General features: G+C 45.9%; 17 protein-coding genes. 3 read left to right on the plus strand and 14 right to left on the minus strand.

All coding sequences use genetic code 11. The annotated features are described in order from the left end of the window. Positions 1-26: 26 nt before the first annotated feature. The 14 genes from JNUCC21_RS15670 to JNUCC21_RS15735 all read right to left on the minus strand — a co-directional run bounded on the left by JNUCC21_RS15670 (position 27) and on the right by JNUCC21_RS15735 (position 13678). Positions 27-1211: an MFS transporter gene (locus tag JNUCC21_RS15670; RefSeq protein ID WP_216061820.1), complete on the minus strand. Its 1185-nt coding sequence runs from the start codon at positions 1209-1211 to the stop codon at positions 27-29. A 195-nt stretch (positions 1212-1406) separates the two neighbouring features. Then, positions 1407-2126, minus strand: a complete 720-nt coding sequence (locus JNUCC21_RS15675) for a TIGR02206 family membrane protein (protein ID WP_007408810.1) — start codon at positions 2124-2126, stop codon at positions 1407-1409. 107 nt (positions 2127-2233) lie between these two features. Then, positions 2234-4174: an FtsX-like permease family protein gene (locus JNUCC21_RS15680; RefSeq protein ID WP_369878306.1), complete on the minus strand. Its 1941-nt coding sequence runs from the start codon at positions 4172-4174 to the stop codon at positions 2234-2236. Beyond that, positions 4171-4923: an ABC transporter ATP-binding protein gene (locus JNUCC21_RS15685; protein WP_012118239.1), complete on the minus strand. Its 753-nt coding sequence runs from the start codon at positions 4921-4923 to the stop codon at positions 4171-4173. The genes JNUCC21_RS15680 and JNUCC21_RS15685 overlap by 4 nt, the downstream gene beginning before the upstream one ends. 105 nt (positions 4924-5028) lie before the next feature. Further along, positions 5029-6033 (minus strand): sensor histidine kinase, encoded by a 1005-nt coding sequence (locus JNUCC21_RS15690; RefSeq protein WP_369878307.1) that lies wholly within the window; start codon positions 6031-6033, stop codon positions 5029-5031. Continuing rightward, positions 6026-6721, minus strand: a complete 696-nt coding sequence (locus tag JNUCC21_RS15695) for a response regulator transcription factor (RefSeq protein ID WP_007613229.1) — start codon at positions 6719-6721, stop codon at positions 6026-6028. Before JNUCC21_RS15695 ends, JNUCC21_RS15690 begins: the two co-directional genes overlap by 8 nt. Before the next feature lie 63 nt (positions 6722-6784). Then, positions 6785-8095, minus strand: coding sequence for an ABC transporter permease (locus tag JNUCC21_RS15700; protein ID WP_369878308.1), 1311 nt, complete (start codon positions 8093-8095; stop codon positions 6785-6787). Then, positions 8085-8780 (minus strand): ABC transporter ATP-binding protein, encoded by a 696-nt coding sequence (locus tag JNUCC21_RS15705; protein ID WP_007408816.1) that lies wholly within the window; start codon positions 8778-8780, stop codon positions 8085-8087. Before JNUCC21_RS15705 ends, JNUCC21_RS15700 begins: the two co-directional genes overlap by 11 nt. A 15-nt stretch (positions 8781-8795) precedes the next feature. Next, the gene (locus tag JNUCC21_RS15710) at positions 8796-9776 is read right to left on the minus strand and encodes an ABC transporter permease (protein ID WP_369878309.1); all 981 of its coding nucleotides are present in this window, start codon (positions 9774-9776) and stop codon (positions 8796-8798) included. 36 nt (positions 9777-9812) lie between these two features. Then, a complete protein-coding gene (locus tag JNUCC21_RS15715; RefSeq protein WP_015240425.1) occupies positions 9813-10799 on the minus strand; it encodes an ABC transporter permease in 987 nt (328 codons plus the stop codon). A 15-nt stretch (positions 10800-10814) separates the two neighbouring features. After that, on the minus strand, positions 10815-11801 hold the full coding sequence (locus tag JNUCC21_RS15720; RefSeq protein ID WP_369878310.1) for an ABC transporter permease subunit: 987 nt from the start codon (positions 11799-11801) through the stop codon (positions 10815-10817). After that, entirely contained in the window at positions 11795-12673 is an 879-nt protein-coding gene (locus JNUCC21_RS15725) for an ABC transporter ATP-binding protein (protein ID WP_007613240.1), read from the minus strand. Before JNUCC21_RS15725 ends, JNUCC21_RS15720 begins: the two co-directional genes overlap by 7 nt. Beyond that, on the minus strand, positions 12666-13058 hold the full coding sequence (gene ytrA, locus JNUCC21_RS15730) for a GntR family transcriptional regulator YtrA (protein ID WP_015240427.1): 393 nt from the start codon (positions 13056-13058) through the stop codon (positions 12666-12668). The genes JNUCC21_RS15725 and ytrA overlap by 8 nt, the downstream gene beginning before the upstream one ends. Before the next feature lie 347 nt (positions 13059-13405). After that, positions 13406-13678 carry a YtzC family protein gene (locus tag JNUCC21_RS15735; protein ID WP_003152272.1) on the minus strand — a complete coding sequence of 91 codons (273 nt, stop codon included), beginning with the start codon at positions 13676-13678 and terminating at the stop codon, positions 13406-13408. A 236-nt stretch (positions 13679-13914) separates the two neighbouring features. Between JNUCC21_RS15735 and JNUCC21_RS15740 the strand changes: the two genes are divergently transcribed. From JNUCC21_RS15740 to JNUCC21_RS15750, 3 genes are all read left to right on the plus strand, one after another. After that, a complete protein-coding gene (locus JNUCC21_RS15740; protein ID WP_007408822.1) occupies positions 13915-14883 on the plus strand; it encodes a TIGR01212 family radical SAM protein in 969 nt (322 codons plus the stop codon). Next, positions 14880-15461 (plus strand): class I SAM-dependent methyltransferase, encoded by a 582-nt coding sequence (locus JNUCC21_RS15745; protein WP_007613246.1) that lies wholly within the window; start codon positions 14880-14882, stop codon positions 15459-15461. The genes JNUCC21_RS15740 and JNUCC21_RS15745 overlap by 4 nt, the downstream gene beginning before the upstream one ends. A gap of 122 nt (positions 15462-15583) precedes the next feature. Continuing rightward, positions 15584-15778, plus strand: coding sequence for a hypothetical protein (locus tag JNUCC21_RS15750; protein WP_003152265.1), 195 nt, complete (start codon positions 15584-15586; stop codon positions 15776-15778). Positions 15779-15803 lie beyond the last annotated feature (25 nt).

The following is a 15803-nucleotide window of genomic DNA, read 5'->3' on the forward strand; positions in this document are numbered from 1 at the left end:
CGAAACAGCGGGATTTTTTTATGTCGTCATCGCACTTGGACGTTTTGTTTATTAACGGTTTTCAGGCGTTTGTCGTACAGCACCGTCGCTGCGATGCTGACAACAAGAAGCACCATCAGGATCAACAGCAGCACGCTCATTCCGTACTGATCAACCAGCACGCCGCCAAGGAGCGGCCCGATCATTCTGCCGCCCGTCGCCGCACTGTTGACGAATCCTTGGTAAAATCCTTCTTTCCCCTTAGGCGCAAGCTGATTGGCAATGGTAGGCACGGCAGGCCAGACAAGCATTTCTCCGACGGTTAAAATCACCATTGCGGTGAGGTACATCGGAAATTGCTTGGCGCTGAGAAGCACGCCGAACGAGACGATAAAAATACAAAAGCCGATGACCATCTGCGTTTTTAACGCACCGGACCATTTTTTCAGAACAGCTCCCATGAGAGGCTGTCCGGCGACAATTAATATTCCGTTTACGGTCCAGAGCACACTGTATAATGAAAGCGGCATACCGATGCTTTGAGTATGTGACGCAACGGTTGTGGACCACTGCGAATAGGCGATCCACCCGAGAACATACCCGCCGCTCAATATGAGAAGCGCCGTAAATTTCGTTCTGCTGCTGACAGGCTCGTAGTCCAGAACAGAAACCTGGCTCGCATTTCCGGTTTTGATATTTCGAAACCCGAAAAATACGATAAGGAAAAACAGCACATACAGCAAAGCATTGGCTAAAAACACGTACGTAAACGAGTACGCCGCAACCATCCCGCCGAGTGCCGAGCCCACGGCGACACCTGCGTTCTGAGCTACATAGATCGCATTAAAAGCTCTCCGCCCGCCTTCTTTCCATACCGCTCCCGCCATGGCGTAGCTGGCCGGAAACACGATACCGGAACCGAAGCCGACAATGATGAGCAGCCAAATATAAACAGGCCATTGATGAAACAGAACGAGTCCGAGAAGACTTGCCAATGTGATCATAATGCCGAGCATAATGGATTTGAATCCGCCGATTTTATCAAACAAAAATCCGCCGCATAAATTCCCCGCCACACTGGCACCGGAATTCAGCATCAGAACAATCCCCGCAACAGTCAGCGATTTCCCTAAATGATTATGAATATAGATCGTATTCAGCGGCCACAAAAAAGATGCGCCCGTCACATTGATAAACATTCCGATGATTAATATCTTCAAAGCGCGCGGCATACCGATCCCCCTCTCTCTATAAAAAACCCCATGAAAAAACGGAAACCGCAAGCCGCGGCTCCGTATCGAACACGTTATCATAGCACATTCATTCTATCGCCGCGGACGTCTTTTTTCAACATCAGAATCTGAAAAAAATAATGCCGGAATGTTGAAAAAATTACAAATGATTGGATTCGCAAAAACAGGCCGGCCTCACGCTCTTTTCCTCAGCAGCCAAAACGGAATATACAGAATGAAAAAGCTCAATATCACCGCCGCTTCCATTGATAGAAGATACCACGGCCAAGGTCCGAATACGTTCAGAAGCGAAGCGGTCTTCGGTTTTTTCATTAAATATAGGTAATTTGCATTCAGCACACGATCAATAAAAAAGACACACGCCCCGTACAGATTTACGATCAGCACCGATACCCACAGTCCGCGCGCGGACGGCCTGTACCTTTCTGAAGCGGCCATGAATAGGCAGGTAAGAAAAACACAGCCGTGGGAGACGAAAAACACGATGTACCGAAAATGAGGGAAAGAATACGCCCCTAAATCAGGTGTTGCCATCGCCTGTACGGCGCTGCCCAAACCGGCAAAATAGAGGAAGGCGAACAGTTTTTTGCTTTTTGTCATGACCATCAGCATCGCCAAATAGACGGAAAGGTCGCTCAGCTGCAGCGGCAGAGCTGTTTTCAGCGACCAGGCATGATGACAAAGCAGCCATATATGATAGCTGATCTGCGACACGGCAAGGAGAATGAACAGCACATAGCGGAAAACGCGATTCGGCCGGCCGTAGTTGAGCTTTTTCCGGAATACGATCACGCCCGCCCCCAGCAATCCGATGATCAACAGCGTGAAAATGTGTTCCTTGGAAAAAAGATGAAAGGCTCCTGTTTCAGATTTCAATTGAAAATACTTCTGCATAAGGCTCCCCCGCGCGAGAAAATGACGTATGTCTATTCTTTTAAAAATCGCTTTCTTCTATTCATACAAAAAAAGCCTCCGCTTATGCGGAGGCTCCTCAACTTGTTTTACAATGCGGATTGAATGACCTTTTTATAGTATAGCACCGACAGCATGCCGAAGATGGAGTACAGCAGCGTATACAGCGCCATGACGATGATCATCGGCGTCCACACTTCCGTTCCGAATAAAAACCATCCTGACTGAACGGCAAAATAGCTGTGGAACAGCCCGAGAACGAGCGGAATCCCGAAATGATACGCCTGCTTCCGGCGGATGCCTTTCAGCAGATCCCCCGTTGTGAAGCCGAGCTTCCGCAATATCGTGTAATCAGCCTTCTCATCCTCACACTCGCCCATTTGTTTAAAATAAAGGATACAGCCTGAGGTGATCAGAAAGGTTAACCCCAAAAAGCCGACAATAAACATGATCAGCCCCATATTTTTCTTTTGGGTGTCAGCCGTTTCAAATTGTGAAAGCGCGCCGTCAGAATAGTGCTGCGCCTGAAACAGACCATCAGCTTTTTGGATGTCCTCTTCACGTTTGAGTGTAATGCCGAAAAACCGATTTGATTTTCCCTGAATGGACGGGTCGATATCTTTCTCGATCCGGTCAAATACCTGCTGCGTGACGATAACGGTCGGCAGCCCTCCGCTTGTAAATGTATATGACAGGAGGAAGTCGTTCTTCAAGCCCTTATACGCCAGCGGTATTTTATCCGTTTTGCCGTTTATATCAATGGATCCTGACGTTTTCAGGTCGAGAAATCTTTTCATCATATCATTATATCCGGTAAACACGGCTTCTCCGTCAGAAAGCTCCGTCCCTTCTGCGTCTTTCTCGCTTATAATCGGCAGCGCCAAGCTGGACGGGTCTTGTTGAAAGCTTTTCATGTCGCCGTTTATGATGTTCTTCATATTGACACCGGCTTGAATGGTCTTGATTGTTTTCACTTTGTTTTCAATTCCGTTTTTCTTCAATAAAGCGGTAAATGAGTCAGTCTCCTTTTGGTTATCAAACGCAAAGTCCGCGGCGGTATTTTGCTCAGCCGATTTTTCCGCGGAATAGTACGAGATATAGCTTAAAGACAGCAAACCGATTGCCAGCGCCGAAAGAGTCGTAATAATCGTCAGCAGGACGGCGTTTGACTTCATCCGGAACATGATGGATGACAAAGACAGCACTTCACTGACATTCAGATACCCGCCTTTTGATTTCCGGATGAGATTTGCCAGAAAGCTGACCGAACCTTTATAAAACAGATAGGTTCCGATAATGACCGAGCCGAGAATAAACACCATGGCCGAAAACAGTTCATTCATGCTCGTAAAACTGCCTCCGAATAAATCCGCGGACACGGCATAGCCGGCGATAATGGCCGCAATACCGACAACGCCGATCGACATCTGCACCCAAGAAAGCCGTCTTATGCCGCTTTCTGACGATGACGCGGTTTTAAATAAAGACAAAATGCTTTGCCGTTTAATAAATAAGTAATTCATCATCATAATCAGCACGTAAATCGCCCCGAACACAATTAACGTCTGAACGAGCGCCTTGCTTGAAAAAAACAGTGAGACAGAGGCTTTCACACCGACTGTATGAAACAGCATCATCATACATAATTTCGAGAGAGAAAAGCCGGCAAAAATACCGATCCAAATCGATCCGAAATACAAAATGAAATTTTCTGTGCTGAGTATGCGGAAAATGTGCATTTTCGTCATGCCGATTAATCGGAATAAGCCGATTTCCCGGCCGCGCCGTTTAATAAAAATGGTGTTGGCGTATAAAAGAAATACCGATACGATCGCCACAAGCAGTACAGAGGCGGCCCGGATTGCCGCCGCTCCTTTTATGGAGCTTTTCATTTCATCAAGCGCCGGATCGTATTGCATCGTGACAAACGCGAAATAAAGGGCGGCGCTGAACACCAGCGCAAAAACGTAAAGGTAATAGTTTTTCATATTCTTTTTCAGGTTCTGGAAGATCAAATGATGAATACTCATGCCTGAATCCCGCCCAATACACTTTGCGTTTTCATAATATCCTGAAAAAAGTCCGGTCTGTCCTGGCCGCCTTTATTCAGCTGTGTATACACACGGCCGTCTTTAATGAAAACCACACGTCCGGAATAGCTGGCGGCAACCGGATCATGCGTCACCATCACAATGGTGGCGCGGCGTTTTTGATTCAGACGGCTGAGTTTATTCAGTAAATCCATGGCAGCCTTTGAATCGAGCGCTCCGGTCGGCTCATCAGCAAAAATAATGCCCGGTTCGTGAATAACAGCTCTTGCGGCAGACGTCCGCTGTTTTTGCCCGCCGGAAATTTCACTCGGATACTTATGTCGCAAATCATAGATCCCAAGCTCCTCTGCTGTCTCGGCAAATCGCAGGTCCGCCTCTTTCTTAGACATTTTCGTAATGGATAACGGCAGGAGTATGTTTTCCTTCACGGTCAGCGTGTCCAATAAATTATAATCCTGAAAAATAAAGCCGAGATGCCGTTTTCTGAATTCGGCAAGCTGTTTTTCTTTCATGGATGTAATCTCCGTCTCATTCAGTTTAATGGTGCCCGCGCTCACTTTATCAATGGAGGAAAGCACATTCAAAAGGGTCGTTTTCCCTGATCCCGACGGGCCCATAATGCTGACGAATTCCCCTTTGTGAATCTGAAGATCAATTCCTTTCAGCACCTCTTGTTTATTCAGCTTGTTTCCGTAGCTTTTTTGGATATTGCCTGCTTCTAAAATCATCGCGTTATGATTCTCCTTTTACATTGGTTATCTTTATTTTAAAAACAGAAGCCGTTTTTTTCGTTTGATTAAGCGAACAAAAGAGAAAAGCATGTGACACTTTTGTCACACGCTGAACATGCTGACGGCATCGTTCTGTTTCGGAAACACCAAGGTAAAAACCGTGCCGCTTTCCGGCTCAGAGCGCACGCTGATCTGGATGAGAAGCGGAGCCGCAGCTTTTCGAGCCAAATACAGGCCCATCCCCGTTGACGCGTGATCTCGCCTCATTCGCGTCGAGGTAAATCCCTTTTCAAAAATGCGCGGAAGATCTTTGGGCTCGATGCCGATACCGCGGTCTTCGATATCCACATGCACCCGGCCGTTTTGTTCATAGCTTTTTACGGTAATGTCATCCGCCTCACTGTATTTGACGGCATTGCTTAACAGCTGTCTGATGATGAAGGAAAGCCATTTTCCGTCACTGAGAACGTCCGGTGAATCAAGCTGAATGTCAAACCCGATCCCTTTTTGTATACACCATGATTGCAGATTTTTAATTTCTTTGAAAACGAGCGGTCTGAGCTGAATGCGCTGGAATGATAAATCATTTTCAATAAAGGACAATCGTTTCTGATGAAGCTGCTGGTCCAGAAGATGGTGAATCCGCAGCCATTCATACAGCAAAGGGGCTTTCAGCGGCTGTTCATCAAGGCGCTCAATCATGAGATGCATCGCTGTCAGCGGTGTTTTGACCTCGTGAATCCATGACATCAGATCGTCCTTTTCATGCTCTGAAGCCGCCTGAAGATGAAGTGAGCTTTTTCTTAACTGCTCTGTCTGCCCTTCAATGCTTTCTTCAACGATAGACTCAAACGGACTTTCAGGCGCTTTAAGATAAGACATGTCTAAATTGGCGTCCCACTCTCTTAAGCTTTTATAATAGGCTGTCTCTTTACGATAGCGGAACAAGAGAAATACAAGAAACACAAGAAGCGACAGGTAAACGAAATACAGCACTGAAAGAAACGGAATAGACGGATCAATATATGCCGCAAAAAGGAGCACAGCCTGCTGCAAAAGAAACATCGCAATCCAGCTTTTTCTTTCGAGCAGAAATGATTTAATCATAAAGACCGTCTTCTTCCTTTGCGATGTATCCCTGCCCCACCTTGGTTTCAATCATTTTCCCGATGCCTAATTGTTCGAGTTTTTTCCGCAGCCGGTTGACATTCACCGTCAGCGTATTATCACTGACGAAACGTTCATCATTCCAAAGGCTTCTGATGAGTTCTTCCCGACTGACGATTTTATTTTTCTGCTCAGCCAGCAGTTTTAAGATCAGCATTTCGTTTTTGGTCAGCTCGACCGAACCGTTTTTACGGCTGACCGTGTTGGTTTCTGTGTCAATGACCGCCCCGCACCATCTTTTCATCAGCGCCGGTTCTGTGCCGTATTGATGCACACGGCGGAACACCGCCTGTATTTTCGCGATTAACACATCAAAGTGAAAAGGCTTCTGAATAAAATCATCTGCCCCGAGCTGCATCGACATGACCATATCCGCGGGATGATCGCGCGAGGACAAAAAGAGAATCGGCACGTTTGATTGGGAGCGTATCATTCTGCACCAATGAAAGCCGTCAAATTTCGGCAGCTGTACATCAATGATCACCAAATCAGGCTTGATTTCGGAAAACTCCCGGATGACCCGGCTGAAATCTTTTATTCCGTGCACCGCAAATGACCAGCCCGTTAACCTCTCTTTCATCTCGTGAAATAAAGTGTTATCATCTTCTATTAACAAAATGTGAAACATGGTATCCGCCCTTTTCTGATAAATAGAGGAAAAACCGGCTGATGTCCAGCCGGCTTTTTTCCTTTACAGTTCTCTTCTTAATGCGGTCAGAACGTTGGTTTTTGTCGCTTTGCGGGCCGGGTTCATACCGGAAATCACCGCGACCCCCGCACAAATGACAACTGCGATCGCAACGAGACTGAGCGGGATATAGGAGAAGGTATAATGAAGATCTTCAGCTCCGGTATTTCCCCCTACCGCTTTCAAGATAACCGGCACAGCCAGATTGACGGCAAAACTCACTCCGTAAGAAATGATAATCCCGATGACAGAACCTAATATCCCGATATAGGCGCTTTCCATCAGGAACATTCTGCGGATGATGGACGGGCTTGCGCCGATCGCTTTCATAATCCCGATTTCCTGCGTTCGTTCCGTCACCGCCATCGTCATCGTATTGAAAATACCGATGGCAGAAATCACGACGGCGATAAAGCCGACAAAGATCAGGCCGATTTTAAAGACAAGGAAAAAGGTGTTGACGCCCTTCAGCTCGGTAGTGACAGATCTGACATAAAAGCCGTCATCCGTGAGGTCATGGGTAAGCTGATCGACATGATCGAATTTGTCCGCATACACATTAATGCTTTTTTCCGCATTTCCATTCTTCAGATCCAAGAATGTTGAGAAGTCTTTCTTGAATTGATCACTCACAAAAATATTTGTATCCTCCATCCAATCTTGGGACGGTTTTTTTGTAATTCCGACTACTTTAAAGTCGTACGTTTTCGTTTTCTCAACGTCTCCGTCTTTGTTTGTTTTGGAGATGCTCAGCTGTATCGTTTTATTAAGCAGGTCTTTCGTATAGCCTTTTGGTTTTTTCACCTCCGACATGTCGCCTTGGTGATCATTTAACTCTTTGTCGTAAGCGTCAGCCTCTTTTTTCGTCAATAGGTTCTTCGCAAAATCATAGCCGACCACGATTTCATTCTCTGTACGGGCGACTCTTCCCTGATCAAGCTCCATATTGGCTTTGACTTCATCGTTCATGTTTGTCAGCACAATGGCTGAATCTTCATTTGTTCGGTTTCCCAATGACGCTTTGTTCGGTTCATACACTTGTGTTCTTTCAACGACAGACTTGACATTTTTATACTTTTCCAAGTCTGATTTCTTCACGGCTTTTCCGTTCTCTTGGCCGAGCACGTTGATTTCCGTAACAATCTGCTGGCTCATCGTAATGTCTGTAATCGTTTTTTGGATGCCGAATCCGACGGAAGCCAGCACCACTAAAAACGCGCACGCCATTGTCGTCGCCAGCACCGTCATGAAAACACGCAGCCGGTTTTTCTTCATATTTCTTCTGATAAAGTGAATCTGATCCTTAAATCTCAACAGTAACGCCCCCTTTTAATACACCGTCATGCAGCTGGAATTTTGAATGCGCGATCGAAGCGACTTCATCGTCATGCGTAATGATGACAAATGTAATCCCGCGCTCCCGGTTCAGCTGCTGAATTAATGCAAGCACCTCAAGTTCCGTTTCTGAATCAAGGCTTCCCGTCGGCTCATCAGCTAAAATAATTGACGGATTTAAAATCAGGGCTCTTGCAATACTGACACGCTGCTGCTGGCCGCCTGACAGCTCATTCGGATAATGATTCGCATGATTCTCAAGTCCGACCCGTTTCAGCATGTCCGCGACTTTCTGCTTGCGTTCAGACGGTTTGACGCCTTTTAAGGCAAGCGGCATTTCAACATTTTCATAGGTTGTCAGACTCGGAATGAGCTGAAAGCTTTGAAAAATAAAGCCGAAATGCCCGAGGCGGAACTGCGCCCACTCTTTTTCACTGAAGCCCGTCACATCAGTGCCGTTAATGACGATACGGCCCTTCGTCGGCGCTATGTATCCGGATATTAAATTCAGAAGCGTTGATTTTCCGGAACCGCTCCGACCGACGATACAGGCAATTTCCCCTTTTTCAACGGTCAAAGAGACATCCTTCAATACCGGAACCTCACTCTCTCTGCCTTTCCTGCCGATTTTAAATGAATGATCAATATGCTGTACTTCTATCACGTACACCACTCCCCCTTATATCTGTTTCGTTTTTTTATAGATGAAGTAATAACTGATGAAAAACCCGATAACCGCGCCGATATGCATGCCGAATATGTAACCGGTATACGAACCGTTATAAGCATATCCGCACACCCCCGCACTTCCCAGCATACTGAGCGACATGACGAGCACTTGAATGGTGCGTTCAATGTGTTTGCTCAGGATAAAATGTCCGCTTCGTTCACTCGGCATTTTCAGGAAATTCACATAACCGAATAGATAGAAACAACATCCCATTAATGCGGAAATTAACAATGCGTGTTTCATGTAATACATCCATGATGTATGGATGTAAGCGGCAGGCATGAAATAGATCAGAAATCCGCTCCAAGGGAAATCAATATCCGGCACAGCCTGCCTGCCAAAAAGGAACTCAGCGTTTAACAGGTAAATCGTCATAACCACGATCGGAAAGACGGAAACCGTGAACGCTGTGATCAGCTGCGCCGCTAAATTGCCCGTTATCGTGCCGGCAGCTGTCACTAATGCATAAATCATCAAGCTGATGACCAGCATCCCTGCGCTGAACGATTGAAAATGATGGACAGCGTCAGGATTAAGCGCTAGAAACAATATGTCAGATACTCCGTAAGAAACAAACTGCGAGCCGGCTAACACGGCTGCTCCCAAGAAAAACTTCGTATGAAATATCCGGCTTCTCGAATACGGAAGACTCAGTGTAAACATCCTTTCAGCCCGGCCTCCTCTTATCAGAAAAAGCCCCATCATAACCGGAGGAATGAAATGCAGCCCGATCAAATTCCGATTGCTGTAATCAATGCTGAACGTACAAACTGAACCTGAATATTGATGAAGCGCACTCAAACAATCCTTATAGTGAAAATACTCATTTATAATTGCCAAAGGGCCTAAAATAGCTAAGAACCCCGCTGTAAGAAGCAGCAGCATCTGCCGCTGCTTCCATTCTTTATAAAGCAAACCGCTAATCGGCACCTTGCCTTCCTCCAAACTGCTCATTTTCAAACAGATCTACATATGCTTTGACTTCCTGTAAACCGTAAAATAACTGATGAAAAACCCGATAACCGCGCCGAAGATAATGCCGGCTAAATAGCCGAACATCGTGTCTGTGACCCCATATCCGAAAACGCCGAAACCCATAACGGCAAAGGCAATCACCAAGATCTGCACCGGCCGGTCCAATTTTCTCCAAAGAAAGAATCTGCCGTTCCGTTCATTCGGGTGTTTCAGAAAGCTGACATAACCGATCAGATAAAAGACAAGGCTCATCACAATCGGAATGATTAAAACCAAATCCCTTTCTCTGATCCAGTCGTTAAACACATATCCAATAGGGGTTACAAATATAAAAAGACGGGATTCGATATAACTGCTGATAAAAGAAAATTGATCTCCGACACTAAAATCGAAAACAACCTCTAAATTCGCGGCCGGCAGACCGATGAGTAAAAAGGGCAGAACCGTGACGGTAAACGCCGTTAACAGCTGGGCGAATATCTGTCCCGTTAATGCGCCGGATGCCATTAACAAGGCGTAAGCCATAAAACTGATGACAATCATTCCGATTGAAAAATGATCAAAATCGTACGTATGGCTCGGTTTCAGCAAAGATATCAGCAATGACGCCGCTCCATAGCCTATCGCCTGAGGAACAACAATGACTGCTGCGCCGAGCCAGAATTTCGTCTGAAAGATTTGGCCTCTGCTGTAAGGCATGCTTAACAAGGCATCCATCGTTCCCTTTGTCCGTTCCAAGCCTAATAAGAAGACGGCAATGATGACACTTACACTCCAGCTGAAGGAAAGAGGCGACCCATTCGTATAATTGACAACGAATTCACAATCTTGAAGAGCTGGGTTATTCAAACATTCTTGATATGTTGAGTAGTTGTTATAAACCATAAAAGGGTTTGCCGCCATTAAAAGAATGCCGCTGCATAAAAACAACCACTGATTTTTCTTCCATTCTGTGTACAACAATCCCCGCGGTATCATTCCGGTCCTCCTCTCTTACACATGCTTCGTTTTTTTATAAATCACAAAATAACTGACTAAAAATCCGACCGCTCCCCCGACAATCATCCCGGCCACATACCCTGTCATCGTATGTCCCGTCGAGTACCCCGCCAGGCCAAAACCGAGAACGGCGATTATAATCACCACAATCTGAATGGGCCGGTCAAGCTGTCTCCAGAGAAAAAAACGGCCGTTCCGTTCCACCGGCTGCCTGACATAGCAAAAGTACCCGATGGCATAAAATACAATGCTCATCACTGCCGGGATGATTAATATATACTTGCTGGCAGATACCCAATCTGTATCAATGTACATGATCGGATTCAAGTATTGAAAAAGATTGTATACTTTGATATAAGCATCGACTGACGGCATCAGCTCATACATGCCGGCTCCGAAGATGACTTCTACATTGGACAACGGCAACGTAATGATCAAGTATGGTGATATCGACACGGCAAACGCCGTTAACAGCTGGGCGAACGTATTCCCCGTTAAGCAGCCTGCACTCGCAACCAATGTAAAAGCCAAAACACTCACAATAATCTCTCCGACGCTGTAATGGTGGAAGAAATATACGCGCTCAGGCTTTAACAGAAGAATGAGCAGTTCAGCCAGCCCGTAGCCGATGATTTGGAATCCGGCAATGACCGCCGCCCCGAGCCAAAATTTAGTGTGAAACACCTGAGCGCGGGAATAAGGCAGACTGAACAGCGTATCAATCGTACCTTTCGTACGCTCCAGTCCGAATAAGCAAACCGCTAAGATGACAGCGGGCGCCCAGTTCAAGTTCAGCATTCCGCTATCCAAAGAATTCACATAAAAGTTACAATATGCTTCCGGGGTGTCCAGACAGCCTTGATAAACCAGATAGGTATTTAACACTTCAAATGGATTGACCGCGGCTAAAAAAAGGCCGACCATCACAAGAACAGTTCGATTCTGCACCCATTCCCTGTACAGCAATCCCCTGTCTACCATCTTCGGTTCCCTCCAAACTTCGCGATGAAGACTTCTTCTAAGTTCACAGGAAGCTCGTTCCATACTTTCGGCTGCAGCTCTTGCAGAAAGTTCTTTTTCTTCTCATCGTTCTTTTGAATCAGCACCGTATAAAACACACCGGCATGGTCGAGAATCGGTATGTTTTGTTCTCTGATCTTCAAGGCGACGTTTTCTTCAAATGCCATTTGGATTTTCATGTACTCTTCCTTCATATCATCCAAGTCCATCACATTCGTCAGCTGATTTCCTTCCAAAAACCCGATCCGGTTGCACATTCGCTCAATATCTTCTAAACGGTGTGATGTAATCAGAATGCTCGTTTCCCGTTCAGCCACTTCATCCACCATAAGCTGAAGCACATCATGACGCGTTACGGCGTCAATTCCGTCCGTCGGTTCATCCAAAAGAATAAGTGCCGGGCGTGAAGCAAAGGCAAGGACGAGCGCAAGCTGTTTTTTCAGGCCTGTCGATAATTCACGGTATTTCTTCGTTTCCGGAATGCCGTACCTGTTCATCAGCTCATTGGCGTAAGTCACATCAAAATTCGGATAGATTCTGCTTACAATCGCAACAAGCTGTTTATATGTATACTTGTCATAAAAAGGATTTTCAACAGGCATATAAATGATGTTCTGTTTTACTTTCGGATGCCGCTTTATTTCCACCTGATTAAATAAAACCGTCCCTTGATCCGGCAGCAGAATCTGTTGAATGAGCCGGAGCAGTGTTGTTTTCCCTGATCCGTTTCGCCCGAGCAGCCCGAAAATTTCCCCTTTTCCGATGGTGAGCGAAATATCCTTGAGCACTTCTTTACCGTCTATCGTTTTTGAGAGATTCCGCAATTCAATCATGATCCTTGCCTCCTTCCACATCAGCGCTGATTTCCTTTATCCATTCCTGCAGCTTCTCCAGCTCAACTCCCGCGTAATGGGCATCGATGATGAGCTGTTTCAATTGCTCTTTTATCATCGTCATCTTCCCTTCAACCAATGTCGTTTTTGCATTCTCCGATATATACGTTCCTCTTCCCCTCAGCGTTTCAATGACACCATCGCGTTCGAGCTCCTTGTACGCTTTGCTGACTGTGTTCGGATTGGCGATAATGATCGTTGCCAATTCCCTGACAGAAGGAAGTTTATCCCCCGGCTTCATGATCCCTTTTAAACAAAGCTCTTTCAGTTGCTGTATGATCTGCTCATAAATCGGAGTTGAGCTTCTCGGATCGATTTGAATCATTTACTTCCCTTCTTTCTTTTACGAGCTGCTCTCTTTCTTTAAATGTTCTGCCATTGAAAACCGATGACGACAAGAACGACAAACAGACTGCTTGCCAAAACCGAGGCGGCGATAATAAGAGGCACATCTTGTTTTACGGATCTTTTGTTTTTCATGAAAGTTCCCCTTCCCTATGCTTAACATTTATATGTCGAATTCATTTTTTGAGTGTTTTATGTGTATTACATCAAGTAGTACACGTAATACAATAAACACACTCCGCCCTATTGTCAATTCTTTTTTAAAAAAAATACAAAAAAACCCGCCGGGATTCCGGCAGGTTTGCTGAACCATTTGAAACGGCGCGGTCAGTAATCAAAATTACGCTGCAAAATCATATTGTTTTGCAAGGTCTGCAGCTGCAATCTCATTCGGTAAAGCTGCTCTCTTTGCTGATCATTCGCAGATAATGACAGCTTGTTTAATTCATTCACCGCGTTTTCAAGCATCATTTGCGCTTCACTGTACTCATTATCATTATAATGCTCTTGTTTCGAAGCGGTCATAAATTGCTCATTCGCAAATTCATACGCCTGTTCGCTTCTTTGGAGATGTTCATCTACTGATTGTCTTGTTGCCAACGAAACCCCTCCTCAGTGAATGGGAAATCAAACTTAGTTTGAGCGGTCCAAAAATAATAACACCCGAAGGTTGAAGGAAAGAGAACCAAATTTTCCGTGTTTAACTAAAGGAATGAGAATCCTGCCTGCAGTCATAATAAACAAAAGAAAGCCGCATCCTGTTTTCAGATTGTGAACCCCCATCATTCATGCTACAATTTTAGGATGCATCTGATGTGAGGGAGGCTTTTTGAACATTGAACGAGAATAACCCTTTTCCTTATTCAAATACGGAAAAACGGTACCATACATTAAATTATCATCTGCGGGAGCATTTCGGGCATAAAGTGTTTAAAGTCGCGCTTGACGGCGGTTTTGACTGCCCGAATCGGGACGGCACGGTTGCACACGGAGGCTGCACATTCTGCAGCGCGGCGGGCTCCGGCGATTTTGCCGGCAATCGGGCCGATGACTTACTCACGCAATTTCACGATATCAAAAACCGCATGCACGAAAAGTGGAAAGACGGCAAATATATCGCATATTTCCAAGCGTTCACGAATACGCATGCTCCGGTAGAGGAGCTGCGAGAAAAATTCGAATCCGTCCTCAAGCTTGACGGCGTTGTCGGCATGTCGATCGCGACCCGTCCGGACTGCCTTCCGGACGATGTCGTGGAATATTTGGCCGAACTGAATGAGCGGACGTATTTGTGGGTTGAACTCGGGCTGCAGACCGTGCATGAGCGGACCGCCCTTCTGATCAACCGCGCCCATGATTTTGACTGCTATGTTGAGGGCGTCAATAAACTGAGAAAACACGGCATCCGCGTTTGTTCCCATATCATTAACGGGCTTCCGCTTGAAAACAGGGACATGATGATGGAGACGGCCAAAGCCGTCGCTGATTTGGATGTCCAAGGCATTAAAATTCACCTGCTTCACTTATTAAAAGGCACACCGATGGTGAAGCAATATGAAAAAGGAAAGCTGGAGTTCCTTTCTCAAGAAGAATATGTAAGTCTTGTATGTGATCAGCTCGAAATCATTCCCCCGGAAATGATCGTTCACCGCATTACGGGAGACGGGCCGATCGAATTAATGGTCGGACCAATGTGGAGCGTCAATAAGTGGGAAGTACTGGGCGCCATTCAAAAAGAGCTGGAAACACGAGGAAGCTATCAAGGAAAGCTCTTTAGAAAGATCGGGGAGGAGACCGCCCTATGACCTTGATGCACATCCTCCCTTTCAGTAAAGAATTGCTGAAGTCCGCCGCACAGGAAGGTGATATCACGGTTGACGCGACGATGGGCAACGGACATGATACCTATTTCCTGGCCGGCCTTGTCGGTGAGACAGGACATGTCCATGCCTTTGATATTCAAGCGGACGCACTCGCTAAAACGAAGGAACGGCTCGGTGCCGACTTCGGCCCGCGCGTCACGCTTCACCATAAGAGCCATGATCAAATAAAGGCATCGCTTCCTGAAGATGCGCACGGTCGTGTGGCTTGCGCCGTGTTTAATCTCGGCTATCTGCCCGGCGGCGATAAAAGCATTACGACAAACGGCCACTCAACCATTTCCGCAATCGAACAGCTCCTTGAACTGCTGAAGGAGAACGGGCTGATCGTTCTCGTTGTGTACCACGGGCATCCTGAAGGCAAGACGGAAAAAAGTGCATTACTGGAGTACTGCAGCAATCTTGATCAGGAAAAAGCGCGCGTGCTGAGCTACGGCTTTCTCAACCAGCGAAACGACCCGCCGTTTATTATAGCGATTGAAAAGAAATCTGCCGGCAAATAAAGAATCGGCCTGTCATAAGCGGGCCGATTCTTTTTGTGTTTACTTTTCAAGAAAAATCAATTACTATGAAATAATGGAAAAAAGCACATCTTTTAAGTGTAACATCTGGGAGGAGCGGCAGTTTGAATATTCTTCGCATCATATTTTCAAGTGTTCCCTATGTGATGTTCGTCATCATTTTATCAAGACATTTAGGATTTGAGTTCGCAAAAACCTATTACTGGTGGTTTGCTGCATTTTTTGTCATCGGGCTGATCGGCAAATTCGCAATGCACCTTGCGGCAAAAAAGAAACCGTTAAAAAAAGAGACAGCGTAAAATGCGCATGTCTCTTTTTCATCAG

Origin of the sequence: Bacillus sp. JNUCC-21, assembly GCF_041222765.1 — a bacterium.
Classification (GTDB): Bacteria; Bacillota; Bacilli; order Bacillales; family Bacillaceae; genus Bacillus; species Bacillus velezensis.